General features: G+C 66.2%; 24 protein-coding genes. 10 read left to right on the plus strand and 14 right to left on the minus strand.

What is annotated here, in order from left to right:
• Positions 1-52 precede the first annotated feature (52 nt).
• Positions 53-1552 carry a YifB family Mg chelatase-like AAA ATPase gene (locus Q9Q79_RS19030; RefSeq protein WP_012481486.1) on the plus strand — a complete coding sequence of 500 codons (1500 nt, stop codon included), beginning with the start codon at positions 53-55 and terminating at the stop codon, positions 1550-1552.
• A 159-nt stretch (positions 1553-1711) separates the two neighbouring features.
• On the opposite strand, the gene Q9Q79_RS19035 is transcribed toward Q9Q79_RS19030, so the two are convergent.
• Positions 1712-2098, minus strand: coding sequence for a hypothetical protein (locus Q9Q79_RS19035; RefSeq protein WP_099472686.1), 387 nt, complete (start codon positions 2096-2098; stop codon positions 1712-1714).
• Between the two features lie 165 nt (positions 2099-2263).
• A complete protein-coding gene (locus tag Q9Q79_RS19040) occupies positions 2264-4582 on the minus strand; it encodes a TonB-dependent receptor (RefSeq protein ID WP_201861671.1) in 2319 nt (772 codons plus the stop codon).
• Positions 4583-4879: 297 nt separating this feature from the next.
• Here Q9Q79_RS19040 and Q9Q79_RS19045 point away from each other — a divergent pair, with 297 nt between their 5' ends.
• Complete coding sequence (locus Q9Q79_RS19045) at positions 4880-5413, plus strand: hypothetical protein (RefSeq protein WP_133050235.1); 534 nt, start codon at positions 4880-4882, stop codon at positions 5411-5413.
• 15 nt (positions 5414-5428) lie between these two features.
• Here the strand turns inward: Q9Q79_RS19045 and yidA are convergent, their stop codons facing one another.
• Positions 5429-6262 (minus strand): sugar-phosphatase, encoded by an 834-nt coding sequence (yidA, locus tag Q9Q79_RS19050; protein WP_065183401.1) that lies wholly within the window; start codon positions 6260-6262, stop codon positions 5429-5431.
• Between the two features lie 149 nt (positions 6263-6411).
• On the opposite strand from yidA, the gene Q9Q79_RS19055 reads away from it, so the two are divergent.
• Entirely contained in the window at positions 6412-7062 is a 651-nt protein-coding gene (locus Q9Q79_RS19055) for an exopolysaccharide biosynthesis protein (RefSeq protein ID WP_033833724.1), read from the plus strand.
• A 147-nt stretch (positions 7063-7209) separates the two neighbouring features.
• On the opposite strand, the gene Q9Q79_RS19060 is transcribed toward Q9Q79_RS19055, so the two are convergent.
• The 3 genes from Q9Q79_RS19060 to Q9Q79_RS19070 form a co-directional block, all read right to left on the minus strand.
• Positions 7210-8520, minus strand: coding sequence for a sorbosone dehydrogenase family protein (locus Q9Q79_RS19060; RefSeq protein WP_201861669.1), 1311 nt, complete (start codon positions 8518-8520; stop codon positions 7210-7212).
• Entirely contained in the window at positions 8513-8953 is a 441-nt protein-coding gene (locus tag Q9Q79_RS19065; protein ID WP_044571475.1) for a DUF2231 domain-containing protein, read from the minus strand. Before Q9Q79_RS19065 ends, Q9Q79_RS19060 begins: the two co-directional genes overlap by 8 nt.
• Positions 8954-9061: 108 nt before the next feature.
• The gene (locus tag Q9Q79_RS19070) at positions 9062-9490 is read right to left on the minus strand and encodes a hypothetical protein (protein WP_005414756.1); all 429 of its coding nucleotides are present in this window, start codon (positions 9488-9490) and stop codon (positions 9062-9064) included.
• 231 nt (positions 9491-9721) lie between these two features.
• Here Q9Q79_RS19070 and Q9Q79_RS19075 point away from each other — a divergent pair, with 231 nt between their 5' ends.
• Both Q9Q79_RS19075 and Q9Q79_RS19080 read left to right on the plus strand, forming a co-directional pair.
• Positions 9722-11488, plus strand: coding sequence for a S8 family serine peptidase (locus Q9Q79_RS19075; protein WP_005411470.1), 1767 nt, complete (start codon positions 9722-9724; stop codon positions 11486-11488).
• A complete protein-coding gene (locus Q9Q79_RS19080; protein ID WP_005414757.1) occupies positions 11488-12066 on the plus strand; it encodes a hypothetical protein in 579 nt (192 codons plus the stop codon). Before Q9Q79_RS19075 ends, Q9Q79_RS19080 begins: the two co-directional genes overlap by 1 nt.
• A gap of 103 nt (positions 12067-12169) precedes the next feature.
• Here the strand turns inward: Q9Q79_RS19080 and Q9Q79_RS19085 are convergent, their stop codons facing one another.
• Genes Q9Q79_RS19085 through cyoA form a run of 5 tightly spaced genes read right to left on the minus strand, consistent with a single transcriptional unit; the run spans position 12170 to position 16715 of the window.
• Positions 12170-12850: an SCO family protein gene (locus Q9Q79_RS19085; protein ID WP_012481496.1), complete on the minus strand. Its 681-nt coding sequence runs from the start codon at positions 12848-12850 to the stop codon at positions 12170-12172.
• An 11-nt stretch (positions 12851-12861) separates the two neighbouring features.
• Positions 12862-13194 (minus strand): cytochrome o ubiquinol oxidase subunit IV, encoded by a 333-nt coding sequence (gene cyoD / locus Q9Q79_RS19090; RefSeq protein WP_005411473.1) that lies wholly within the window; start codon positions 13192-13194, stop codon positions 12862-12864.
• Position 13195: 1 nt separating this feature from the next.
• Positions 13196-13831, minus strand: a complete 636-nt coding sequence (cyoC, locus tag Q9Q79_RS19095; protein WP_012481498.1) for a cytochrome o ubiquinol oxidase subunit III — start codon at positions 13829-13831, stop codon at positions 13196-13198.
• On the minus strand, positions 13828-15804 hold the full coding sequence (gene cyoB / locus Q9Q79_RS19100) for a cytochrome o ubiquinol oxidase subunit I (protein WP_099527047.1): 1977 nt from the start codon (positions 15802-15804) through the stop codon (positions 13828-13830). The genes cyoC and cyoB overlap by 4 nt, the downstream gene beginning before the upstream one ends.
• A 5-nt stretch (positions 15805-15809) precedes the next feature.
• Positions 15810-16715 carry a ubiquinol oxidase subunit II gene (gene cyoA / locus Q9Q79_RS19105; RefSeq protein WP_099527048.1) on the minus strand — a complete coding sequence of 302 codons (906 nt, stop codon included), beginning with the start codon at positions 16713-16715 and terminating at the stop codon, positions 15810-15812.
• Positions 16716-16898: 183 nt separating this feature from the next.
• On the opposite strand from cyoA, the gene Q9Q79_RS19110 reads away from it, so the two are divergent.
• From Q9Q79_RS19110 to Q9Q79_RS19125, 4 genes are read left to right on the plus strand one after another with little or no spacing between them, the layout of a single operon-like run.
• Complete coding sequence (locus Q9Q79_RS19110) at positions 16899-18314, plus strand: PLP-dependent aminotransferase family protein (RefSeq protein ID WP_201861667.1); 1416 nt, start codon at positions 16899-16901, stop codon at positions 18312-18314.
• A 55-nt stretch (positions 18315-18369) separates the two neighbouring features.
• A complete protein-coding gene (locus tag Q9Q79_RS19115; protein WP_235643388.1) occupies positions 18370-18648 on the plus strand; it encodes a hypothetical protein in 279 nt (92 codons plus the stop codon).
• A complete protein-coding gene (locus tag Q9Q79_RS19120) occupies positions 18648-19247 on the plus strand; it encodes a DUF6436 domain-containing protein (protein WP_049395335.1) in 600 nt (199 codons plus the stop codon). The genes Q9Q79_RS19115 and Q9Q79_RS19120 overlap by 1 nt, the downstream gene beginning before the upstream one ends.
• Positions 19248-19256: 9 nt before the next feature.
• A complete protein-coding gene (locus Q9Q79_RS19125) occupies positions 19257-20771 on the plus strand; it encodes a PLP-dependent aminotransferase family protein (RefSeq protein WP_099527049.1) in 1515 nt (504 codons plus the stop codon).
• Positions 20772-21375: 604 nt separating this feature from the next.
• Here Q9Q79_RS19125 and Q9Q79_RS19130 read toward each other — a convergent pair.
• The 3 genes from Q9Q79_RS19130 to Q9Q79_RS19140 all read right to left on the minus strand — a co-directional run bounded on the left by Q9Q79_RS19130 (position 21376) and on the right by Q9Q79_RS19140 (position 25699).
• Positions 21376-22677 (minus strand): aminotransferase class V-fold PLP-dependent enzyme, encoded by a 1302-nt coding sequence (locus tag Q9Q79_RS19130; protein WP_099527050.1) that lies wholly within the window; start codon positions 22675-22677, stop codon positions 21376-21378.
• Positions 22677-25079, minus strand: a complete 2403-nt coding sequence (locus tag Q9Q79_RS19135; protein WP_099527051.1) for a TonB-dependent receptor — start codon at positions 25077-25079, stop codon at positions 22677-22679. Before Q9Q79_RS19135 ends, Q9Q79_RS19130 begins: the two co-directional genes overlap by 1 nt.
• 218 nt (positions 25080-25297) lie before the next feature.
• Positions 25298-25699 carry a hypothetical protein gene (locus Q9Q79_RS19140; RefSeq protein WP_099484234.1) on the minus strand — a complete coding sequence of 134 codons (402 nt, stop codon included), beginning with the start codon at positions 25697-25699 and terminating at the stop codon, positions 25298-25300.
• A gap of 186 nt (positions 25700-25885) precedes the next feature.
• Between Q9Q79_RS19140 and Q9Q79_RS19145 the strand changes: the two genes are divergently transcribed.
• Positions 25886-26713 (plus strand): AraC family transcriptional regulator, encoded by an 828-nt coding sequence (locus Q9Q79_RS19145; RefSeq protein WP_099490422.1) that lies wholly within the window; start codon positions 25886-25888, stop codon positions 26711-26713.
• The last annotated feature ends 1 nt before the right edge of the window (position 26714 follow it).

Below are 26714 nucleotides of genomic sequence, written 5' to 3' on the forward strand. Positions count from 1 at the left end.
CCGTGCCGAATGCCTGCCGCACCATCGAACATCCATCCGCAGGAATCCACACATGAGCCTGGCGCTGGTCCACAGCCGTGCCCGCGCCGGGGTCGATGCCCCGCTGGTGCGGGTAGAAGTGCATCTCTCTGGCGGCCTTCCTGTCACCCAGATCGTTGGCCTGGCCGAAACCAGCGTGCGCGAATCCCGCGAGCGTGTGCGGGCCGCCCTGCTCTGCGCTCGCTTCGACTTTCCACAGCGGCGCATCACCCTGAATCTGGCGCCCGCCGACCTGCCAAAGGAAGGCGGGCGCTACGACCTGGCGATTGCCTTGGGCATTCTTGCGGCCAGCGGCCAGGTCGATCCACAGTCGCTGCTTCAATACGAGTTTCTGGGCGAGCTGGGGCTGACCGGCGAGCTGCGGCCGGTGGCCGGTGCACTGCCGGCCGCGATTGCCGCCGCTGAAGCCGGTCGCATCCTGGTGGTACCGCCAGGGAATGCCGCAGAGGCAGCTTTGGCCGAGCACGCCGATGTGCGTGTAGCGCGTACGCTGCTGGAGTGCTGCGCCGGGTTGGGCAATCCGCGCCTGTTGCCGCCCGTGGAACGCGTGGACACGACACCGTTGCCACTACCCGATCTGGCCGACGTGCGCGGGCAGGCGCACGCCCGGCGCGCGTTGGAAGTGGCTGCCGCCGGTGGGCACCATCTGTTGTTGATCGGCAGTCCTGGCTGCGGCAAGACGCTGCTGGCCTCGCGCCTACCCAGCTTGTTGCCGGATACCGAAGAGACTGAGGCGCTGCAGCTGGCCGCGATTGCATCGGTGAGTGGCGAAGGGCTGGACCCAAGACGATGGCGGCAGCGGCCCTTTCGGGCACCGCATCACAGTGCCAGTGCGGCGGCGCTGGTGGGTGGGGGCAACCCGCCCTGCCCCGGTGAGATATCACTGGCCCACCATGGAGTCCTCTTCCTTGACGAGCTTCCAGAGTGGAACCGCAGCGCACTGGAAACCCTGCGCGAGCCACTGGAGTCCGGCCACATCCGCATCGCCCGCGCGGCACGCAGCGTGCAGTACCCCGCGCGGTTCCAACTGGTGGCCGCGATGAATCCCTGCCCGTGCGGCTGGGCCGGTGATCGCAGCAACCGCTGCCTGTGCAGCGATGAACGGATCAACCGCTATCGCGCACGGGTGTCCGGTCCGTTGCTGGACCGCATCGATCTGCATATCGGCGTGACGCGGATGGACGCGGTGGAGCTGCGGGAGAGCACGCCGCTGGGTGAGCCCAGTGCTGCGGTACGCGCACGGGTGGAAGCCGCCCACGCCCGGCAGCAGGCGCGTGGCGCGCTCAATGCGCATCTGCCGCCAGCGGCGCTGCGGGCGTGCACGAAGCTGAGCGAGGCCGATCAGGATCTGTTGGAGCAGGCCATCGAGCGTCTGCAGCTTTCGGCACGTGCGATGCACCGGATTCTGCGGGTGGCGCGCACGATTGCTGATCTGGCGGGTTGCGAAGTGATCCAGACAGCGCATCTGGCTGAGGCTATTGGTTACCGGCAGTTGGACCGGGGAAAGCCCTAGAAGCACCGTCCCGAGTGGTCGTTGGTAGAGTCGACTGTTAGTCGACTCGCGCGCGAAGCGCGGTATCTTGGTGGGCCGACGCGAAGAGCAGTCGACTAACAGTCGACTCTACCAGAAGCGGGTCATGGCCGCCTGGCGGCGCTAATGCCGCCCCCGCCATCACGCCGCGGAATCCACCCGCCCCCGCTTCGCCAGCAGCGCCACCCGACGGCTGACCAGCGCATGGAGCTCCGCCAGCTCCGACGCCCGGTCAGCCGTCATGTTCCCGCCAAACAGCACCCGCGACAACGCCGCCTCGTCGCTGTCGTCCGGGTGCTGCCACCGGTCCCGGTAAACCTTCTGGCACACCAGCCAGGCCAGCCGCAGCCCCCCACCGGGCAACGGACGGACCACGCGCTCGTAGACGTGCCAGAACTGGTACTCGGCCTGCAGGTCGATCACAGGCGTCACGGACGGCACCTGCCGGAGCCGTCCTGGGCCCCGGATGCCGAACAGCAGGGTTCGCGGGTTGTGCTGTGCCATGCCAACAGGATGACCCAGCAACATTGTGGGAACCTTGCGTCGTTGCCGGAAAATCGCTGCCGGCCGCGCAAAGCTGGGTCTGGGGTCAGAGCCCTTTGCTGCGCAAAGGGATCTGACCCCGATCACGGGATGGCTGCGGGGTCGGATCCCTTTGCGCAGCAAAGGGCTCTGACCCCGGCCTTCGTTGCCTCAGAACGTCATCGAGGTACTGAACATCAGCTGCCGTGGCGCGCTGCGCTGCAGGGTCTGGTAATCCCCCGAGAATGACGAGCCTGCAATGGTGGCGGTGCCGATGTTGTGGCGGTTGAACAGGTTGCTCACGTCCAGCCGCAGCTCCAGGCCGGGCACCGCGCTGTCCGTACCGAAGCGGTAGGCGGCATAGGTATTGACCTGCCAGAACGTCGGCACGCGGATGTCGTTCTCGTAGGTGAAGGGCTGGCGCAGGTAGGAGGTGCTGGTGGCACCAAAACGCCAATCGCCGAAATGCGCCGACAGGTCGCTGACCAGCGAGATCTGCGGGTAACCCGGCTGGGCGTTGCCCTTGATCGGGTACACCGTGTCGCCCACCACGAAGTCACTGTCGTAGTAGGAACGGGCCACGGCCACGCCCTGGTAGAACTGCAGGTGGTCGGTCAGATCGGCGGTGATGCCGAGGTCGGCACCGATCACGTGCATCTTCGGCATCAACCGCACGGTATTGATCTGTGCGAACTGGGTGCCGATGGCCGCCGACAGCAGGCGATTGCGGATGTCGTTGTAGAACACGTCGCCGGTGATCGTCAGCCGGTCGAAGCGATGCGACGCGCCCACGGTGAGGTTCCAGTTCTTCTCCGGACGCAGCGTGCCCGCCACGCGATCGAACTCTTCCTGGCCGGTGATGGTCCACGCCGAGGCGGTGTAGCCGATGTTGCCGCGCTGGGCGACGCGGTAGCCGTTCATGGTGTTGGCCAGGTCGATGAAGGCATCGGTGGATTCGGTCGGGCTCCAGAACAGCGAGACATGCGGCAGGAAGTTGCTTTTCGCGCGCAGCGTGCCGTTCACCGGCCGGTCCTTGGCATCACCGAGGCCGCCACCACTGGTGCGGAAATCCACGGCCTTGAAGCCGACACCCAGCTTCAGCGTGTCGTTCAACACGATGTCGTCCTGCAGATAGAACTGACGCGAGCGGGTCACCCAGCTCGATGCGTTGTCGGTCTTGAACGCGGGGCCATACACATCGAACGGACCGGTGGCCTTCAGCGGCGGGCCCTCGCCCAGCAGCGGCTGCTGGTACCACTCGGTCTTGGCGGCGGCCTTGCTCTTCTCCTGCCAGAAGCCGGCGGTGAAGGTGTGCGCGCCCGCCTCGAACTGCAGGTTGAGCATGCCGCCCAGCCGGTTGAGGCGCGGTGTCTGCACCTGTTCGGAGAACGGCGCGCCGTTGGGTGACGGTACGGTCGGGTCGGTCAGCGTGGCCTGGGTGTGGCTGTTGGCGTTGTACAACTGCACGTTGCCGCTCAGCGCCGGACTGATCTGGAAGCGATGGCTGATCGAAGACACCCGGTCACGGGTGATCTGACCGGTGTCGTACGGAATCAGTTCGGACAGCTCACCGCAGGTGTAGGCGCCGCAGGACTTGTCCGCATTCTCCGGCGAGGCCACGTAATACGCCCAAGCGTAGTCCGGGTAGAAGATGTCGGCCTTCCAACCCAGCTTGCGGATCATGTCGAAGGAGATGTTGTTGTAGCCCCAGACCTTGGCCTTGCTGTCTGACAGGAACACGGTGAAATCGCCCCAGGCGACGTCCTGCTGGAGCTTCAGGTCGCCGCGCAGGAAGTTCTGCGTGCCCTCGCCCTGGTACTTGTCGGCGGACACACGCTGCAGGTCGACCAGTACTTTCGGGCCATGCTCGCCGAGCTGGCCGCTCTGCCCGGATGCGGTGGTGACCAGCGTGTTGTTGCTGCCCACGCCCTGCTTCACGCGCAGGCTGGGCGTGTCCTGCAGCTCGCGCAGGCGGTATTCCAGGCTGCCGCCGTTGACGCTGCTGGAGAACACGCTGACCGGTGCGCCACCGGGGCTGACCGTGATCGCGCCGATGCCATCGGGCACGCCCACGTTCACCACGCTGGTGCCGGTGAGCGAGAGGAAGCCGTTGTCGTTCAGCGGCACGCCTTCGAAGGTGATGCCCATTTCGTTCATGCGGAAGCCGCGCACGAACAGGCTGGTGGCCGAGATATCCAGGCCCAGCCCGTCGGTGGCGGTGTAGCTGGCGCCCGGCACCTGCTTCAGCATCGCCAGGCCGTTGTTGCCGGTGACCATCGCGTCGAGGTCGTCTGCCTTGATGATGTAACGGTTGGGGCCGACCACCTGGGTCGGTGCCACGGCCGCACCGCGCGGTGTGGCAATGACCTGCAGGGCGTTGAGCGTGGTGGGCGAGTCGTGCGCGGCATCGTGCGTGTCTGCTGCGTACGCAGGTGCGGTGATCGCCGCGATGATGGCCAGGGCGAGGCGCGTCGTGGGTGGGGTGTTCATGGGCAGATCCAGGTGCAGGGAGAGAGCGGCGCAGGCGCACGCCCAGCGCGTTGCAGCACCGGTGTCGGCGCCCTGGCTGGCGGTGCGATCGCGTTGAGGGGGTGACGGCGCGCTGCGCGCCGGTCAGCAGACGAAGACGATCATCTGCCGTGGGATTCGGTGGGGTGATTTCGACGTGCGAAATTCTTGCATCGCACTGCCGCATCCGCCATTGCACCGTGGTACAGCGCGGCTATACGCAGGTATCGTCCTGTCCGGTATCTTCAGATACCCGATTCCAGATTGGCAGGAGCCTTGATGACCCGCTGGACCACCTGGAAAGCAATAGCCAGCGTTGGCATGATGTTGCTTTCGTGCATGGAAACTGCGCTATCGCACGACAGAGTTGAAGTGCGTTCCCCACAGCGTCTGGATGCCCTGATCGACGCGCTCGTCACCACGCCGTCGCCGATCAGCCCGGCCCAGTTGCATGAGCTGGGCATCATCGCGCCGTTTTCATTTGAGAAGGATGCAGGACCGCGCATCTACCGGTCACAGCCGATGCTGACCGCCGATGGCTTTGCCATCGATAACGTGGAGTATCGCGTTATACGCGGCGAGGACGATGAAATCCGCCTTCTGTTCGTCACGTTCGTGGATACGCCATGCTTCCCACTGGAGCGGTTGGCTAAGCGTTACACCCTGCAGCCATTCATCTATCCACCCAGCCATGGTGCGCCATTGATCGCGCGGAACCACGAGCAGCACCATTCGCTCACCGTAGGAGCGCAGGAGATCATCGTCCGCAGCCAGCGCGATGCTCCGCACTGCGTGCTGGGCCTGAGGCGCTGAGCGCCGCTTGGCGCCTCAACGCAATACGTAGGCCTCAATGGCGTGCGCCACGCCGTCATCAGCATTGCTGCTGGTCTCAAACCGCGCCACCGCCTTCACCGCATCAATGGCATTGTCCATCGCCACGCTGGTACCGGCGTACTGCAGCATGGTCAGATCGTTTTCCTGGTCGCCGATGGCCATCACGTTGGCGCGGTCGATGCCCAGATGCTCGGCCAGCTTCTGCAGGCTCGGGCCCTTGCCTGCGCGGTGGTCGAACACTTCCAGGAAGTACGGCGCGCTCTTCAATACCGCGAAGCGCTCGGTCAGTTTGCTGGGCAGGCGCGCGATGGCGGCATCCAGTACCTCGGGCTCGTCGATCATCATCAGCTTGATGAAGGACATCGACGGGTCCATGTCCTCCACGCGGCGATACGACAGCGGCATCCGCGAGAGATGCGAGTCGGCCACGGTGTAGTAGCTGATGTCCTGGTTGGGCGTGTACATGCGCTGGCTGTCCAGCGCCTGGAAGTGCACGCCCAGGTCGCGGGCGACCTGCTCGCAGAACAGGAAATCGTCGAAGCTGAGCGGATACTCGACCACGGTTTCGCGGGTGCCGATGCGCTGCACCAGGCCGCCATTGCAGGCGATGCAGTAGTCGTCGTTGCCGTTGATGCCGAGCTCGTGCAGGTACGGCGCCAGGCCGGGGACCGGGCGGCCGCTGGTCAGCACGATGTGCACGCCCAGTGCGCGCGCCTGCGCGATGGCCTTCCTGGCGCGGGGGGTGAGCTGGTGCGACGGGTCCAGCAGGGTGCCATCCATGTCGATGGCGACCAGTTCGATGGTCGATTGCCTGCGGCCCATGTCCATTGCGTTCAACTCGTGCGGGGCACGCCAGTTTAACCCCTCATGCCCGGTTCACCTCTTTGCCCACGTTGGCCGGGATACTGCAGGATCCTGTGCGTCCCCCACCGCAGGACGGCCCGCTGACCGCCCTTCCCTGGAGAAGCTTGCGACGCATGACCTACCGTGCCCCCGAAACCGACGACAGCGCCCCCCTGGCCCAGCAGATCGAGCAGATGATCGACGAGCTGCCCGGCGACCAGGTGAGGGTCGGCACCCTGCTCAGTGCGCTGGGCGATGAAGGCCTGTTGCTGATCGTGATCCTGCTCTCGGCCATCTTCATTATTCCGGTGTCGATTCCGGGGCTGAGTACCGTGTTTGGCGCCTCGATCCTGCTGATCGGCCTGAGCCGGGTGCGCAACCGCCCGCTGTGGGTACCGCAGAAACTGGCGCGCCGCGAGATCGCCACCGACAAGCTGAAGGCCAACCTCGGCCGTGCGCTGAAGTGGGTGCACCGCATGGAGCGGTTGTCGCGGCCGATGCGGCTGGCGGTGATGGTGCGCTCGAAGAAGATGATGCGCCTGAACAACCTGATGCTGGTGTTCGCCACCTTGCTGCTGATGGCGCCGGCCGGACCGATTCCCTTCAGCAACACGCTGCCGGCATTGGCGCTGATGTCCTTTGCGATTGGCTTCATCCAGCGCGATGGTGCGGCGGTAGTGGCCGGTTATGGCTTCTTGGTGGCCACGGTGGTGTATTTCGGCGTGTTGCTGGGTGGCGTGGGGTTTGCCGCCGAGTCGGTGTTCAGCGGGTTCCGGGCACGCTGAACCCGGTGGCAGAACCGGCAGGGCGGAGTCGACAGGGTAGTGTCGACTGCCCTTCGCTGCTTACCGGGGAAGCTCGCGCTGCGCGCTCGAGTCGACTGACAGTCGACTCTACCGGATGTTCTTCGGCCATGGCTCGACGCTACACAGCTACTTGGCCGACACCCGCCACACCACGTCGCCCACGTCATCAGCCACCAGCAGCGCGCCTTCGGCGTCCATCGCCATGCCCACCGGCGCACCCATCAGCGTCTTCTCGTCCTTCGAGGCGAAGCCGCTGACCACGGTCTGCGGCCGCCCGGTCGGCTTGCCGTCCTTGAACGGTACGTAGACCACTTCGTAGCCGCTCAGTGGTGAACGATCCCAGCTGCCGTGCTCGCCGATGAAGGCGCCGCCGTGGTACTGCGCCGGCAATGCCTGGCCGGTGTAGAACAACAGGCCCAGCGGTGCCACGTGCGAGCCGATGGCGTAGTCCGGTGTGATCGCCTTGGCCACCAGGTCCGGCCGCTGCGGCTGCACGCGCTCGTCCGCGTGCTGGCCGTAGTAGCTGTAGGGCCAGCCGTAGAAGCCATCCTCCTTCACCGAGGTGAGGTAATCCGGCACCAGGTCGGCACCGATCTCGTCGCGTTCGTTCGCCACCGCCCACAACGTGCCAGTGCTCGGCTCCCAGTCCAGGCCGGTCGGGTTGCGGATGCCCGACGCAAAGATACGGCTGCCACGGGTGGCTACGTCCACTTCCAGCACCACTGCGCGGCGGTACTCGACGGCCAGACCATTTTCGGTGATGTTGCTGTTGGAGCCCACGCCAACGTACAGCTTGCGGCCATCGCGGCTGGCCAGCAGTTCCTTGGTCCAGTGGTGGTTGATGGTGCTGGGCAGGTCGGTGAACTCGCGGCCCTTGTCGGACATGCGGGTTTCACCAGGCACGTAGTGGTACTGCACGATGTTGCCGGTGTTGGCCACGTACAGCGTGTCGCCGATCAGCTGGATGCCGAACGGCGAATGCAGGCCTTCGATGTAGACATGCTGGGTCCAGGTGTTCGTTCCCGGCGTGCGGCGCAGCAGGGTGACCCGGTTGCCGCCCTTGCCGGCCTTGCCCGAGCGCGCCTTCACCTTGCCGGCGATCCACTGCTTGGGCGTGGTGACCGGTTCTTCGCCGGGGCCGTTGCCTTCCACCACCAGTACATCGCCGTTGGGCAGGGTCAGCAGCCGCCGCGGATGCTGCAGGTTGGCGGCGATGCGCTCGATCTTCAGGCCTTCGGCCACCGTGGGGGTCTGTCCATCAGCCCAGCCGACGCCCTTGGGCACCTGCATCGGCGGCATCAGGAAGTTGGCCGGCTTGGGCAGCGGCGGCTGCGGGCCCGACTGGTCGGCCGGATGGTACTCGGCCTTGCCGGCGCAGGCCGACAGGGCGGCGGCCAATGCCAAGGCGGCGACGGTGGGGAGGATGTGCTTAGCCATGACGACCTCCCTGCAGCACCGGCGGCTGCAGTGACAGCAGGATCAGGCCCAGCGCGATCAGGGCCACGGTCAGCGCCGACAGGATCGTGCCCGGCACTGCAACGGCATACGCATCGCGGCTGTGCACGAAGGCGTTCCAGATGGCCAGCACCACCGCGACCAGGTTGAGGAAGAAGTCGATGCGGTCGATACGGGTGGCCGTGCCGTTGCGGCGCCAGACCGCGAACAGGTTGATCAGGCGCGGAAGGATGGCGATCATCAGGCCGAAGGTGATCAGCCAGGCGGCGGCCTTGCCCCACATCACCTCGGCGCTGTTGAGGTAGATCGCGTCGAAGATCAGTGCACCGACGAAGAAGCCGAAGGGTATCGGGTTCAACAGGCTGAACAGCGTGGTGCCGAGGCCGCGATGGGCCTGGGCCAGAGGGTTGACCATCATCGTGCTCCGATGCGGAAGGGTGCACGGGCTGTAGTAACACAGCGCGATGTGAGGGCGCGCGATGATACCCGGCGGGGCTGCCACACCCACCGCGCAGGCACCCCGCTACGCGGATTCGTCCTCGCGCACCTCGTGGAAGGGCAGCATCGTCTCGAAGCCGAATTCGTGTTCCATGCTGGTGCGGACCAGGCCGCCGATGGCGTAGCGGCTGGTGTTGGCATGCACGTCTATGCCACCGAGCCGCCACTCGGTGCGCAGATGCAGCGTCTCTGCGCGGCGCATGACGATCCGTTCCTCCTGCAGCAGCGCGCGTCGGTGCCTCTTCATCAACAGCCGCAGCGGTTTCACCGTGGTGATGCCGAATGCGGCCAGCTCGGGCAGCAACTCGGCGATATCGGCATCGTCGCCATAGTCGTGGCTGCGCGTATGCACGGACAGCACCACCTTGCGGATGGCGGCAACCGAGAGCGGGGTCTGGTCTGCGCGCGCACGTGCACGCTGGCGTCCATTCTTCATGCGTGTCTTCATCTGCATGTGATTACCTCGTTTCCGGCCCTCGAAGCAGACGCGCGAAGATGGCGTGAAGGCATTCGAATGCCCTGTCATAACCTGACGTACTAAGCGTTTGTGACGCAATTGGCACATTCGCAGATTGTTTGTGTGAAGAGGTAGGGGGTTGTTCGTTGTGTCGCGTTTGGCTCGTTGCGATGGGGCAGTTCCGCCCCGCCGTCCTGCCATGCCGATTCACAACAGAAGGATTCGTGTATGAAGCGACACACGCAACGCTCCGCGCCACCGCGCTCTGCGCGCCTGGCCCTCGCCACTGCCCTGGTGCTGGGCAGCCTGGCCGCCACCGCCCAGGCCCAACAGGCTGATCCGCTGGCGGGTATCCAGTGGCACCTGCTCAACACCGGTCAGACGGTCCCGGCCGACACACTGCCGGTGGCCGGCAACGATCTGAACGTGGACGGCCTGTTCCGCAATGGCATCCGTGGCCAGGGCGTCACCATCGCCATCGTCGACGATGGCCTGCAGATCGCGCATCCGGACCTGGCGGCCAACGTGGCCGCGGTGGCCGGCAAGAACTTCACCAATGGCTCGAACAACCCCACCCCGACCAACCCGGATGTCGACAACCACGGCACCATGGTCGGTGGCATCGCCGGTGCGGTGGGCGCCAACAACCTTGGCGTGCGCGGTGTGGCCCCGGCGGCGACGCTGAAGGGCTTCAACCCGATTTCGCGCTCAGCCCTGGGCAACCAGCAGAGCAACATCGAGTACGCCTGGTGGGACGGCGCGGAGTCGGCCGACGTGCAGGTGTTCAACAACAGCTGGGGCGCCGGCCCGGGCAATCCGAACCTGCCGTTGGCGTACAGCGAAAACACGATTCGTTCGTATGAGCAGGCCCTGTCGGGTACGCGCGGTGGCCGCGGCGGCATCTACGTGAAGTCGGCCGGCAACAACTTCAACAATGCCTCGATCAGCCAGACCCAGGATGTCTGCACCACGGACACCAAGAACCGCAACACCGGCTGCGTGCCGGCTGGCCGCGACCCGCGCAACAACCTGTTCAACGTCATCACCGTAGGCGCGGTGCGCGCCGATGGCGTGCGCTCGTCGTATTCCTCCACCGGCTCGGCGCTGTGGGTGTCGGCCTTTGGCGGCGAGTACGGCCTGCAGGCGCAGTACGCCCCGGGCCTGGTGGCACGCGCCTACGACCCGGCCATCGTCACCACCGACGTGACCGGGTGCGCGCAGGGCAGCAACAAGAACACCAACCGCCAGAACACGCTGGACAGCAACCTGTCGGCCATCGACAGCACCTGCAACTACACCGCCAAGATGAACGGCACGTCCGCGTCGGCACCGATGGTGTCGGGCGTGGCCGCACTGGTGCTGGAAGCCAATCCGAACCTGTCCTATCGCGATGTGAAGTACATCCTGGCCACCACCGCCACCCGCAACCACCCGAACCAGCCGGCGGTGACACTGGCCGACGGGCGCACGCTGGTGCCGGGCTGGACGGTGAATGCTGCCGGCCGTGCCTACAGCAACTGGTATGGCTTCGGCGTAGTCAACGCTGCACGTGCAGTGCAGGTCGCCGAGAACTTCCAGTCGCTCGGTGCGCTGGTCGACAGCGGCTGGCGCAACACCACGCGTACCGTGGCCATCGGCAACACCTCGGCTGCCGCCGCACGCCTGACCTTCCAGTTGGCCAACGGCGCGCGCAACATCGAAAGCGTGCAGCTGGGCTTCCGGGTCAACCACCGCAACACGCGCCAGCTGCAGTTCGTGCTGGTGTCGCCCAGCGGCACCCGCAGCGTGGTGCAACCGGCGTTCACCGCGATCGGTTCGGGCACGGGTGGCGCGCAGAGCAACTTCACCAGCTGGGACCTGCTGTCCAGCAATGCCTTCCTGGATGAAAATGCCAGCGGCACCTGGACGCTGGAAGTGACCGACATGGGGCAGGCCGCGACCGCAGCTTCGCGCGGCAACCTCGAATTCTTCAAGATCCGCGTTCTGGGGCACTGATGATGAAGACCACCATTCTGTTGAGCACGCTCGCCTTCGCGGCGATGACCTCCCCTGCCTGGGCACAGAGCTCGGGGCAGACCCCTCCAGCCAGGACCCTGTCGACCGTGGATGCGCAGGAACTGAAGGCGTCCGCTACCGGCCGCTCGTTCGATGTGGGCGGCACGCGCTTCCAGCTGTCTCCCTCGACCACCGTGAAGCAGGCCAGCGGCGGTCAGTTCACGATCACCCCGCAGGCGGCGGCGACCACCAGTTCGCGTACCAAGCGTTCGCTGGATGGCGCAGCGGCCGCGCCTGCTGATGCCGGTGCCGGCAAGTTCGCGGCGGCGGTCTCCCGCGACGGAGCGCCGGTGGTGGCGACCTCGCGGGTCAAGGTGTTCTTCACCGATGCGGCATCGGCCCAGCGCGCGGCTACGGCCACCGGTGGCACCGTGGTGAAGGTGTCGAAGGCTTCGGGCCAGGCCATCGTGGAGTATCCGTCGGTGAACGCGGCACTGGATGCGACCACCAGGCTGCTGTCCACCGCCGGTATCCGCGCCACCGAGCCGGACGTGGTGCAGTGGGAAGAAACCAAGTAAGGCGTTGAGTGGTGCCCCCGGCCGGCTGGCTCTCCTGGCCGGCCGGGGATTGGTGTGGGGGTGTGCCGACCAACGGTCGGCACCCACCGCGGTAAAGGTGGCGTCAGCGGGCGGCGAGTGTGTCGCTGTGCTTGCGGCTGCAGCTGGCCAGCGCGTCGTTGCCGGCGGCGGGATGAGCGGGCTCCAGCAGCAGTCGCTGCACGTCCGAGAACAGCTTTTCCACCGGCATGCCGTACGGCGCGAACAGGCGCAGTCGACCCTGGCGGTCGAACACGTAGCCGCCCGCAATGTGGCTCATCGTGTAGGTATCCGGTACCTGGCCGGGTTCCTTTTCGTAGAACGCCTTGAAGTCGCTGGCCATCGCGGCCAGCTGCGCTTCGTTGCCGACCAGCGCGATTGCCCGGGGATCGAACGCTTCCACATAGGTGCGCGCGACCTCCGGGGTGTCGCGGGCCGGGTCAACGCTGACGAACACCACCTGCAGCTGGTCGGCATCCTTGCCCATCAGGTGCTTGACCTGGCTCAGCTCGACCATGGTGGTCGGGCACACGTCCGGGCAACTGGTGAAACCGAAGAACAGATAGGTCACCTGCCCCTGCAGGTCCTTCGGGCCACGCACGGTGCCGTGGCTGTCGGGCATCGACCACTGCTGGCCGAGCTCTTCGCAGGCGATGTCCTTGGAGTAGAAGTCCATGCGCGACTGCGCACTGCAGCCGGCCAGCAGGCCGAGCAGCAGGCCTGCGACCAGCCGCAGGCCACGTTGGGGGAACGCGATGCCTTTCACGGTTCGCAGGCTCAGTTGATCATCATGTGGTAGTGCATGCTCCAGATGATCCACACCGACAACGCGACGATGATGAACAGGATCACCAGGGTGAACACGAAGCTGGCCAGGTTCCAGCCACCTTCGGACTTGCGGTCCATGTGCAGGAAATAGACCAGCTGCACCAGGATCTGCGCCACCGCGAATCCGACCAGCAGGAACAGCGTGAGCGGCCGCGACAGCACCGGGTTCATCACCAGTGCGAACGGCACCACGGTCAGCAGCGCGCACAGCACGAAGCCGATCAGGTAGGACTTGGTGGAGCCGTGCGCATTGCCGGCGCGCGAAGTTTCGACGTGGGCCATGTCAGAAGGCTCCAATCAGATAGACGAAGGTGAAGACGCAGATCCACACCAGGTCCAGGAAGTGCCAGAACAGGCTCAGGCACGACACACGGGTGATGTTGGTCGGGGTCAGGCCACGGCGGTAGACCTGGTGCATGACCACCGCCATCCAGATCAGGCCGCTGGCCACGTGCAGGCCGTGGGTGGCGACCAGCGCGAAGAACGCCGACAGGTAGGCACTGGTGCTGGGGCCTGCGCCTTCGTGGATCAGGTGCGAGAACTCGTAGATCTCCATGCCGATGAACGAGGCACCGAGCACGAAGGTCACGCCCAGCCAGCGCAGCACCGCCGAGGTGTCGTGGCGATGCATCGCCAGTACGGCCTGGCCGTAGGTGATGCTGGAGACCAGCAGCAGGAAGGTCTCGGCCATCACGAACGGCAGCGAGAACAGCTCCTTGCCGGTGGGGCCGCCGGCGTAGGCGGTGCTGAGCACCGCGTACGAGGCGAACAGCGAACCGAACAGCACCAGGTCGGACATGAGGTAGACCCACATGCCGAACACCTTCATGCCGCCCTGTTCGTGGCCATGGTCGTGCTCGTGGTGGTCCTCGCGCGCCTGCGTGTCGCTGGCCAGCTCGGGGCGGGTCAACAGGTTCATGCGCGTACCTCCTTCAGCTTGGCAAGGTTGGCCGCTTCGGTGCGCGCCACCTCTTCGGAACTGACGTAGTAGTCCACGTCCTCGTCGTAGGACCGGACGATCAGGGTGACGATCATCGCGATGAAGCTGGCCGCGGCCATCCACCAGATGTGCCAGACCAGGGCGAAGCACAGCACCAGGATCCAGATGTTGAGGATCAGCGGCACGCCGGTGTTCTTCGGCATGTGGATCGGTGCGTACTTCTTCGGCGGCGGCGGCAGGCCGCGCTTCTTCGCTTCGTGGAAGGCGTCCAGCTCATCGGCCTTGGGCACCACGGCGAAGTTGTAGAACGGCGGCGGCGACGGCGTGGCCCATTCCAGCGTGCGTGCATTCCACGGGTCGCCGGTCAGGTCCAGGTTGCGCTTGCGGTCGCGCACGCTCACGTAGATCTGCACCAGCATCAGGATGATGCCCGCGAACACGAACAGCGCGCCGATGAAGGCGGCGATCAGGTACGGCGTCCACGCCGGGTTGTCGTACTGGTTCATGCGGCGGGTCATGCCCATGAAACCCAGCATGTACAGCGGCATGAAGGCCAGGTAGAAGCCGATCACCCAGCAGGCGAACGACCACTTGCCCAGGCGCTCGTTGAGGGTGAAGCCGAACACCTTCGGGAACCAGTAGGCGAAGCCGGCCAGGTAGCCGAACAGCGCGCCGCCGATGATGGTGTTGTGGAAGTGCGCGACCAGGAACAGGCTGTTGTGCAGCAGGAAGTCCGCGCCCGGAATGGCCAGCAGCACGCCGGTCATGCCACCGATGGTGAAGGTGACCAGGAAGGCGATGGTCCACAGCATCGGCACGCTGAACTCGACGCGGCCGCCGTACATGGTGAACAGCCAGGTGAAGATCTTCACACCGGTGGGGATGGCGATGATCATCGTCATGATGCCGAAGAAGGCATTGACGCTGGCACCGGAGCCCATGGTGAAGAAGTGGTGCAGCCAGACAATGAACGACAGGATGCCGATCGCCAGCGTGGCACCGACCATCGACTTGTAGCCGAACAGCTTCTTGCGCGCGAACGTGGCGGTCACTTCGGAGAAGATGCCGAACGCCGGCAGCACCAGGATGTACACCTCCGGATGGCCCCAGGCCCACACCAGGTTCACGTACATCATCGGGTTGCCACCCAACGTGTTGGTGTAGAAGTTGAAGTCCAGGTAACGGTCCAGGGTGAGTGCACCCAGCGCCACGGTCAGGATCGGGAAGGCGGCGATGATGATCACGCTGGTGACCAGCACGGTCCAGGTGAACACCGGCATCTTCATCAGGGTCATGCCCGGCGCACGCATGCGCAGGATGGTGATGAACAGGTTGACGCCGGTCAGCAAGGTGCCGACACCGGACGCCTGCAATGCCCAGATGTAGTAGTCCACGCCGACGCCTGGACTGAACTCGATGCCCGACAGCGGCGGATAGGCGACCCAACCGGTCATGGCGAATTCGCCAACGCCCAGCGAGATCATCATCAACGCTGCGCCGACCACGAAGATCCAGAAGCTGAAGGCGTTGAGGAACGGGAATGCCATGTCGCGCGCGCCGATCTGCAGCGGCACGATGATGTTCATCAGGCCGACCACGAACGGGGTGGCCACGAAGAAGATCATGATCACGCCGTGCGCGGTGAAGATCTGGTCGTAGTGCTCCGGTGGCAGGAAGCCGTCACTGCCCGGCCCGGCCGCCGCCAGCTGCGCGCGCATCATCAGCGCATCGGCAAAGCCACGCACCAGCATGACCAGCGCCACCACCACGTACATGATGCCGATCTTCTTGTGGTCCACGGTGGTGAACCAGTCACGCCAGAGCGGACCCCACAGCTTGAAGTACGTCACCGCGCCGAGCAGCGCGAGGCCGCCCAGCACCATGGCCACCAATGTGACCACGACGATCGGCTCGTGCAGTGGCACGGCCTCCCACGTCAATTTACCCAACATGTTCGTTACTCCTGGGAAACCTGGGCACCGCCGGCAGCGCCCGCCGGGGTAGCAGCAGCGGTGTTCTCACCGACGCCGATGAACTGGTCGATGACCTTCTTGAACAGCAGCGGTTCAACACTGGAGAAGTGCTGCACCGGTGCGTTCTTCGACGGTGCGGCCAGCGCCTTGAACCGCGTGAAGCTGAGCGCGTCCGGCGCGCTGCGCACCTCGGCCACCCAGCGATCGAAGTCTTCGTTGCTGCTGGCGGTGGCGATGAACTTCATGTTCGAGAAGCCATGCCCGCTGTAGTTGCCGGACATGCCACGGAACTGGCCGGGCTCGTTGGCGATCAGGTGCAGCTGCGTGCGCATGCCGGCCATCGCGTAGATCTGCCCACCCAGCTGCGGGATGAAGAAGGTATTCATCGTCGAGTTGGAGGTGATGTTGAACGCCAGCGGGCGGTTGGCCGGGAAGTTGAGCTGGTTGACCGTGGCGATGCCCAGATCCGGATACACGAACACCCATTTCCAGTCGGTGGCGATCACGTCCACGTGCAGCGGCTCACCGGCCACGTCCAGCGGCTTGTACGGGTCCAGCTCGTGGGTCGACTTCCACACGATCACCGCCAGCACCGCGATGATGATCAGCGGCACGCCCCAGACCACGATCTCCACCTTGGTGGAGTGCGACCAGTCAGGCATGTATTTCGCTTTGGTGTTACCAGCGCGGTAGCGCCAGGCGAATACGAAGGTCAGCACGATGGCCGGTATCACCACGATCAGCATCAGGCCGATGCAGATCAGGATCAGGTCGCGCTGGGCGAGCCCGACCATGCCCTTCGAATCCAGCAGCACCCAGTCACAGCCCGACAGGCCGACGCAGGCCAGGGCGACCATCGCCAGGCGGATGCGGTTCCAGCAGATATTCATTGGAGGTCAACCCTGTTGAAGAAGCGCGCTTGACCGGCTCGCCTGCGCGCAGCGCCCGGGCGTGGAGCGGCTACACTGTGGGTACGAGGTCGCCTACAAGCAGGCGAACCACTCCAATCAAGCCCATACAAAATACATCATTGTATGGACTTGTGCATCTGTACGTATGGAAAAAACTGACCGATGACGCCACCTGCCGCCGGCCGCCGCCTGAAACACCCCAATCGCACCTGGGTTCGCCCCTTCCGCGAGGGCGCCGGCCCGCTGTACCTGCAGATTGCCCAGCAGGTGCGCGAGGCGGTGGATGACGGCGTGCTGCGCCCGGGCGACCGGCTGCCGCCGCAGCGCGACCTGGCCCAGCAGGTGGGCGTGGACCTGACCACGGTCACCCGCGCCTTCGCCGAGCTGCGCCAGGCCGGCCTGCTCGACGCGCAGGGCGCCGGCGGCACCTTCATCGCGCTGTCGGCCGGCAACCGCAGCACCTCGGTGGACCTGAGCATGAACATCCCGCCGCTGCTGGGCAGCGCGCCGTTCGCACAGGGCATGGAGGCCGGCTTCCAGCACGTGGGCCAGCAGCTGGGCCAGGGCGAACTGATGAGCTATCACGTCGGCGCCGGCACCCGTGAGGACCGCGCCGCCGCCGTGCAGTGGCTGGCGCCAATGCTGGGCACGGTCGGTGCCGACCAGGTGGTGATTTGCCCGGGCGCGCAGACCGCGCTGTGCGCGCTGATCCTGGCCCGCACCCAGCCGGGCGAGCTGATCGCCGCTGAGCAGCTGACCTACCCGGGCCTGCTGGCCGCCGCGCGCGTGCTGCAGCGGGGCGTGGTGCCGGTGGCGATGGACGCCGAGGGCATGCTGCCGGGCGCGCTGGAGGAGGCCTGCCAGCTACGTCGCCCGCGCCTGCTGTACCTGGTGCCGACCATCCAGAACCCGACCACGGCAACGATGTCGGCGCAGCGCCGGCAGGCCCTGCTGGCGGTGGCGGAGCGCCACGATCTGACCGTGATCGAAGACGATCCCTACTGGTTGCTGGCCGGTGACGCCGCGCCACCGCTGGCCGCCCACCGCGACGCCGGCTGCCCGGTCTACTACATCTCCACCCTGTCCAAGTGCCTGGCGCCGGGCCTGCGCACCGCCTACCTGGTGGTGCCGGCCGGCGAGCCGATGGAACCGGTGCTGGATGCGCTGCGCGCAATCGCGCTGATGCCGACCCAGTCGATGGTGGCGGTGGCGTCGCAGTGGATCCGCAGCGGCCAGGCCCGGGACATGGTGCAGCGCTTCCAGCAGGAACTGCGCGAGCGCCAGGCGATTGCCGCGCAGTTCCTGCCGCCCCGCGCCCAGGCGCATCCGGCCGGCCTGCATGTGTGGCTGCCGCTGCCGCCACGGCTGGACCAGTACCGGTTGATCCAGGCCGCACAGGAACAGGGCCTGGGCATCGCCAGCTCGGATGCCTTCAGCGTGGAAGAGCCGCCGCCGGGCAACGCGATCCGCCTGTCGCTGGGCGGCGCAGTCGACCAGGGCGCGCTGGCCGGGGCGCTGGCCAAGCTGAACGAGATCCTGTCCGACGCCCCCGAGGCCCGGCACAACGCCATCGTCTGAACCGGGTGCATGGCGCTTCATCCATACAAGATGATATTTTGTATGCAATGTATGGATGAAGGGACGTGCATCGATGCGCGCCGAGAAACTGAAGTTCCACCTGGTGATGGCCGGGTGCGGTGGCTTTGTGGTGTTGATGCTGGCCGCGCTGGCCTGGGTCTGCCTGCAGCCGCAGACCCTGGACGTGCAGGCCGCCGAGCGCCACGCCATCGAGCAGTGCGTGCAGCGCAGCGAGGATCCGTCGCGTAGCGAGATCCAGCGTCGCGCGCAGGCCGACTCCTGCCGCGAGATGCGCAAGCAGTACGTGCACAAGTTCGGCGGGGAAGCGTCCTGATGGGCGCAGCCGCGCCGCGTCGCCGCTGGCTGCTGCCGACGATGATCGCCCTCGCCTGCCTGTTCATGGCCGGCGTGGCGGCTGCGCTGTGGCAGTACTTCGGCTACAGCGCGCAGTCCACCTTCACCGAACAGGCCATCGTCTTCGACGACTCGCAACTGCGCCTGCCGGCCGATCTGGCCGGTGATACCGGCCGCATCCGCGTGGTGCATTTCTGGGACCCGGCCTGCAGCGTGTGCAACCGCGAGACCGGTGCGCACCTGAGCTACCTGATCAGCATGTACCGCCGCGCCGGCATCGACTTCTATGCGATCCGCCGCCCGGGTACGCAGGGCGAGCTGCCCGAGCCGCTGCGCAACAAGGTGATCAACCTGCCGACCATTGATGGCATCGAACACATCCCGGCCAGCCCCGCCGTAGCCATCTGGGATCGCCAGGGCCACCTCGCCTATGCGGGGCCGTACAGCATCGGCATGGTCTGCAACTCGGCCAACAGCTTTGTCGAACCGCTGCTGGACAGACTGGTGCGCGGCGAAACCGTGCGCCCGAAAGGACTGCTTGCCGTGGGCTGCTACTGCCCCTGGCAGGCCAAGCGCTGAGGACGCGCAATGACATCACTGACGCTGGCCGGTGCGGCCGCCGCAAACAGCAACGGCGGTCACCTGTCCGAACCGACCGATGGTTATGGACAGGCTCCCGCCGTTGGAAGCAACGATACGCCCCCACATGCTCCGTACATGCCGCGACCGGATGTCGCAGCGCGCGGATGGGTGCGGGACGTGCTCACGCACAACGGGCCGATCTACCTGCGCATCGTCAATTCGCTGGAACGCACGGTGCGCCGTGGCGGCCTCGCACCCGGACAGCGCCTGCCCTCGCAGCGCGCGTTGGCGCAGCAGCTCGGCATCGACCTGACCACGGTCACCCGCGCCTTCGATGAAGCACGCAAGCGCGGCCTGATCGAAGCACGCGGGCCACAAGGCAGTTTCATCGCACCGCCCAAGGCCGGCTTCGACCAGGTGGTGGACCTGAGCATGAACGTGCCGCCGGTGCCCGACGCCGATGCATTGGCCGAGACGCTGCGCCGCGGTGCCGCCGCCGTGCTTGCACGCAGCAACGCGCCCAACCTGATGACCTATCACCTGGGCGGCGGCAACCCGACCGACCGCCACGCAGCGGCGCGCTGGCTGCAACCGATGCTGGGAAAGGTGGACGACGCCTGCCTGCTGCTGACCGAAGGCGCCCAGGTGGCGCTGGCCGCGATCCTGGTCAGCCAGGGCCGCGACGATGATGCGATCCTCTGCGATGCGCTGGTCTATCCGGGCCTGCTGCAGGCCGCCGCCGCACTGGGCCGGCGGCTGCTGCCGGTGGACAGCGACGAACACGGCATGTGCCCCGATGCGCTGGCCCGGCTGGCACGCGAAAGCGGCGCGCGGTTGGTCTATCTCAATCCGACCTGCCAGAACCCGACCGCGCTGACCCTGCCGCTGCAGCGGCGCGAAGCGCTGGCACGCGTGCTGGAGCGCGAGGACCTGCTGGCGATCGAAGACGATCCTTACTGGCACCTCGCCGAGGATGCACCTACACCGCTGGCGGCACTGGCACCGCGTCATGTGTTCTACGTGGCGACGCTGTCGAAGGTGATCAGCCCCGGCCTGCGCACTGCGTTCGTGCAGTGCCCAAGCGCTGCGCACGCTGAGGCGATGACGGCTGCATTGCGGGCGACGCGGCTGATGGGTCATCCGCTGGTCTCGGCGTTGGCCAGCCAGCTGCTGCTGGATGGTTCGGCGCAGTCACTGCTGGCCCAGGTGCGCACCGAGGCACGCGAGCGCATGCGCATGGCGCGCTACCTGCTGGCGCCATCGCTGCTGCAGCGCGCGGAAGGCCTGCATGCCTGGTGCCGGGTGCCGGCGCCGTGGACCGACGCCACGCTGGTGCGTACCGCACAGCTGCAGGGGCTGGCGATTGCGCCGTCTTCGGCGTTCTGTCCGCCAGGGGTTTCGCACCAGAGCGGCGTGCGTTTGTCGCTGGGGCTGGCGGCGGACCGCCGACAGCTGGAGAGTGCGCTGCGACGGATTGATCGGTTGTTGTTGTCCAATGCGTTGCCGGCGATCGAGCGGTAGCCCTGGAATGGGATGTGCCGACCAACGGTCGGCACCCACCCGACCGGTAGTGCCGGCCGCTGGCCGGCGGAAGATTCCCCGGCACGGTTGGAATGTGCCAACCAAGGTTGGCACCCACCCGACCGGTAGCGCCGGCCGCTGGCCGGCGGAAGACTCCTCAGCACGGTTGGAATGTGCCGACCAAGGTTGGCACCCACCAGATCGGTAGCGCCGGCCGCTGGCCGGCGGAAGATTCCCCGGTACGGTTGGAATGTGCCAACCAAGGTTGGCACCCACCCGACCGGTAGCGCCGGCCGCTGGCCGGCGGAAGATTCCCCGGCACGGTTGGAATGTGCCAACCAACAGTTGGCACCCACCCGACCGGTAGTGCCGGCCGCTGGCCGGCGAAAGATTCCCCGGCACGGTTGGAATGTGCCAACCAAGGTTGGCACCCACCAGATCGGTAGCGCCGGCCGCTGGCCGGCGGAAGATTCCCCGGTACGGTTGGAATGTGCCAACCAACAGTTGGCACCCACCCGACCGGCAGCGCCGGCCGCTGGCCGGCGGAAGATTCCCCGGCACGGTTGGAATGTGCCAACCAAGGTTGGCACCCACCAAAGCAGGGTCAGGCCAAGGCGGAGAGGGCCTTCACCAGCGCATCCATCTGCTCCGGCCGGGTGAACACCGACGGCGTCACGCGTACACAGGCACCCGATTCCAGGCCATCGCGATACGTGGTGAAAATCCGATGCTCATCCAGCAGTCGCTTCTGCAGAGCCATGTTGTCAGCCACGCTGGTGCGCCCGCGCAGGCGGAAGCTGGCCAGCGCACTGGCCAGCGCCGGGTTCGGCGAAGACAGCACTTCGATGTGCGCCATCTGCCGCGCTGGCAGCGTCCAGCGCTCGCGCAGGTAGCGCAGCCGCGCCTGCTTGTTGGCCACGCCGATGCGCTGATGCAGGGCAATCGCCTCCGGCAGTGCCAGGTAGGCGGCGAAGTTGACCGTACCGGTGTGCACGCGGCTGCCGACACGGCCATCATCGGTCTCGCCCATGTACGGGTCCAGGTCCGCCACGCGCCCCCTTCGCACGTACATCGCGCCGACGCCGACCGGCGCGCCGATCCATTTGTGCAGATTGATGCCCACGAAGTCAGCCTTCAGATCCGGCACGGCGTAGTCGATCTGACCGAAACCATGGGCAGCATCAACGATCACATCGATACCGCGTGCCCGCGCACGCTCGGCGATCTCGGCCACCGGCAGCACCAGCCCATGGCGATGGCTGACCTGGGTCAGCAGCACCAGTTTCAGGCGCGGCAACCGCGCGAACGCGGCCTCGTAGGCCTGCAGGATCTGCGCGTGGTCGGGCACGGCCGGTAGCGCGATACGCTCGACCTGCACGCCGCGACGCTGCTGCAGCCAGCGCATCGCGCCGATCATGCTGTCGTAGTCGATGTCGGCATACAACACCTGGTCGCCGGGCTGCAGGCGGTTGTAGCCACCGATCAGCGCCAGCATCGCCTCGGTGGCCCCCCGCGTCAGTGCGATCTCATCAGCACCCACACCCAGCAGTTCGGCTACCTCTCGCTGCACCGCCATGTATTGCGCCGGAAACGCGCGGCGCCCATACCAGGCGTTGCCACGGTTCACTTCAGTGGTGTGGCGCTGGTAGCTGGCCAGCGTCTCGCGACCCATCGCGCCCCAGTAGCCGTTCTCCAGGTGGTTCACTTCATCGGTGATGTCGAAGTGGCTGGCCACGGCGGCCCAGTAGCCTTCATCGAGGGCCAGCACGTCCGGCGCCACGGTCGTCGAGGGAATCTCCATCGGCGAAGCGTAACGCGCAGCGGCGCTGGCAGGCAGTGAAGACAGTGCAGCTGCGGCCGGCAGCAGTGTGCCGGCGCGCAGCAGGGAACGACGACGAGCGTCCATCAGAAGGTCAGCCGGTACTGCGCGTACAGGTTGGCACCGTCGGTGTCGTACGGCGCGTTGCGCGAGTAGACCAGGCCACGGCTGGCCTGGAACGTGGCCTCATCCGGGTAGCGATCGAACACATTGTCGGCGCCCACGCGCAGGCTGTGGTGCTCGTTGATGCGATAGCCCACGGCCAGGTCGAGGAAGCTCATCTCACCGAAGCGCTGGTAGATGTCGCCCACCGCGTTGCCGCTGGAATCGGTCCAGGCGCCGTAGTAGCGCATGCGCGCCATCAGCGACCAAGCACCGATGTCCCAGCTGCTGGTCAGACTTCCCTTGTGCTCGGGCAGCCGGTCTTCGAACAGCACGCGCTGGGTCTCATTGGTGGCCACCGAGGTGCTGCCGTTGTCCACGCGTGTACGGTTGTAGTTGTAGGCCAGGGTCAACGTCATGCGGCCGGCGCCGAGATCACGCAGGTAGTTGCCGACCACGTCCACGCCAGTGGTGGTGGTATCGAAGTCGTTGGTGAAGTAGTTCACCGAGGTGTAGCCCAGTGGATTGGGCGTACCGGCCGGAATGGCGAAGCTGGCCGACTGGCTGAAGCGGTCGGTGAGCTTGATCTGGTAGACATCCACCGAGCCGGACAGACCCAGGTCCGTGCGCCAGGTCAGGCCCAGCGAGGCGGTGCGCGATTCCTCCGGCTTCAACGGCTTGGCTCCAAGCAGCTGCGCCAGCGGATCGTTAGGCGACAGGCGGCCACTGGTGAAGATCTGCAGCGTGCGCGTGTCCAGGCCCTGGGTGGTGCTGGTGGTGTTGAGCTGCGCCGGCGTCGGTGCGCGGAAGCCGCTGGACACGGTGCCGCGCAGGGCCACGTCCGGGGTGATCGCAAAGCGCGCCGACAGCTTGCCATCCAGTGTGCTGCCAGAGCTGGAGAAGTCCTCGTAACGGCTGGCCGCACCGATGCTCCAGCGCTCACCCAGCGGCACCTCCATGTCCACGTAGGCAGCCTTGCTGCGCTGGCTCCACTGCCCGGCCTGGCTGGCCGAGAAGCCCGGTGCACCGTTGGAGTTGGCTTCCAGCCCAGCGGCAGCGCCCGGGCCCACGGCGTACGAAGCCGGATCACCGGCACGCACCTGGTAGGTCTCCTGGCGGAACTCGCCACCAAAGGCTACGTTGATCGGCTTGGACAGCGCGGCCACGTCCCATTCGTAGTTGAAGTCGGCGTTGGCGTTCTTCTCGGTCTGGGTCAGGCGGCCGAGATCGAAGTCGGTCGGGCTGGCCGGGCCGAGCGAGGCATTGATCGAGTTCTTCAAGCTGTAGTCGATGGCGTTGCGGCCATACGAGGCGCTGACATCCCAGCGCAGCTTCGGCGTGATCTCGCCGCGCAGGCCACCGACCAGCTGCAGGTCGTTCTGGACGTTGCCGTACTGCGGGCTGAAGCCGACCGGATACAGCGAGCGCAGGTTCCAGCCGGGGAAGATGGAGGTGGTGCGGTACGCGCCGGTGGTGGTGTCCGGGTTGCGCCAGTTGAAATCACTGACGCCATCGCTGTGGCTGTACAGGCCGAAGGCATAGAGCTCCAGCGTCTCGCTGGCATTGGCCTTCACGTTGAAGCCGACGCGGCGGCTTTCCAGCTCCGGCTGGCCCCAGCGCTGCACCGGGTTGGGAACGTCCAGCTCGGGATGCGCGGCCTGGAAGGCGATGGCATCGGGGCGCTGGCGGGTGCGCGAGGTGGCATCGGAATTGGAGGATTCAGCGAACAGCACCAGGCTGCCGTAGTCGCCCAGCGACCAGCCGGTGCGCGCACTGAAATCGCGGGAGGCACCGTCGCCCTGCGCGTACTGCGAATAGCCGGCGGTGATCTCGGTGCCCGGACCATCCTCGAGGATGATGTTGATGACACCGGCGATGGCGTCCGAGCCGTACTGCGCCGATGCGCCGTCGCGCAGCACTTCGATGCGCTTGATCGCGCTGGTCGGAATCTGAGCCAGATCAGCGGCCTGCGCACCACGGTTGCCGAGCAGCGCGCTGCGGTGGAAGCGGCGACCGTTGACCAGCACCAGGGTCTGGTCCGGCGACAGGCCACGCAGCGTCGCCGGACGCACGAACACCTGGCCATCTGCCATCGGCAGGCGCTGCACCACGAACGAGGGCACCAGCTGGGCCAGCACGTCCTTCAGGTCGGTGGATTCGACGGACGTGATGTCTTCCTTGGTGAACACGTCCACCGGCGCCAGTGTTTCGAACTGGGTGCGGTTGGAGGCGCGGGTACCGGTGACCAGCATCGCGTCGAGCTGGGTGGGTGCGGCGCGGTTGCCGCCTGCGGCATCGACCGCATCGGCTTCCGCTGCGATCGCGCCTCCTGCGCTGGCCATGGAAAGGGCGAGGAGGATGGAACGCGAAAGCTTCGAACGATGCACGGCAGGGCTCCGGGAGGACGCGACAGGGCCAGCACCTGTGCGGACACAACAGGGCTGGACAAGGCGCGCAGTCTCGGCGCGATCTGTGAAGGAGGCATGACGTCAGTACGACAGCTTGATGCGCCAACCAAGGTTGGCCCCCGCCAGGGCTCATCCGTAGATCCACGCCATGCATGGATGGGCAATGCAGACCCACGCCCCATCCCCGCACACTGCGGCTAGCCGTTGGCGTCGTCGCCAAAGCCGAAACGGGCCGGCCGTGCCGTTCGCAGCGGAACGAACATCATGGCGGCGAACACCATCAAGGCGGGGGTGGACATGATCCAGATGCCCCTGTTGCGAATCCCGATCCCCATGAAGTCGACCTGCAGATCGCCGATCCATTGCAGCTGCGTCAGTATCATCACCAGCCCGCCGATAGTCGCGCACGGCAACCCACCGTGACCGGCCCCCAACAACGTCGGTGTCAGAAACCCGCCCAGCAACGCGAAGCCGACACGGTACACCCAGGGATTGCCGCGCCACCGTGGCGCGCCGAACAACATCAGCAGCATCAGCGCCAGGGTCAACAGACTGGGAAGTACCCATAGGGCAAGCAGCATTTCGATCATCTCGATCATCGGCCGGGCTCCGCTGGCCTGGCATCCCACGTCGTCGATCGCATCTCCCTGCCCCTCATCACGTCCATGAAGCACGCATTGTTGCCGGTACGCAGGCAGACGCAAAGCCCCGGCAGCGCAAGAACTGCTAAACGCCGCGCCTGCCGATCCGCTACTGTGCCGGCATTGGATGCGGGGAACGGCAGGATGAGCGCGGCAGGCAAGGCGTTGTGGTACATCGAAACCCATGCGGACCAGCCATTGGCGCTGGCCGATATCGCCGCTGCGGCCGGCCTGTCGCCGTTTCATCTGTCACGCCTGTTCCAGGCCCGCACTGGCACCTCGGTGGTGCGCTACCTGCGGGGACGGCGCCTGACCGCTGCGGCGCAGCGGTTGGCCGACGGGGCGGGGGATATCCTGCAGGTCGCGCTGGGAGCCGGCTATACCACCCATGCCGCGTTCACCCGCGCCTTCAACGAACAGTTCGGGCAGACGCCGGAACGGGTACGCGAACAGGGCACCGGTGGCCTGGCGCTGGTACAGGCGATCCGCGTGGACGATGCGCCGGCGCCCTGCGGTGAGGCGCCGCGACTGCTCGACACGCCCGCTTTCCAGGTGGCGGGCATCGGCATGCGGCATACCCGCGACAGTGGCGGTGCAATTCCCGGCCAATGGGCGCAGCTCAACCGCGAATGGCCGACGCCCGCTCCGATCAGCTTCGGTGTGTGCTGCAACAGCGACGACGATGGCGGCTTCGATTACATTGCCGCACTGCCCGCCAGCGCGCTGCCGACCGTGCCGGCGCACTGGCAACGGGTGGACGTGCCGGCGCGCCGCTATCTTGTGGCCTGGCACGGCGGGCACATCTCGGCCATCCGCTCGACCTGGTTCTGGCTGCTGGATCATTACCTGCCCGGCTCTGGCCTCAGCCTGGCCAATGCACCCGATCTGGAGCGCTACGACACCCGCTTCGACGAGCACACCGGCAACGGCGGCGTGGAGATCTGGTTGCCAGTCGACGAACGTCCCAACTGAC

Source organism: Stenotrophomonas sp. a6, assembly GCF_030913325.1.
GTDB classification, from domain to species: domain Bacteria; phylum Pseudomonadota; class Gammaproteobacteria; order Xanthomonadales; family Xanthomonadaceae; genus Stenotrophomonas; species Stenotrophomonas maltophilia.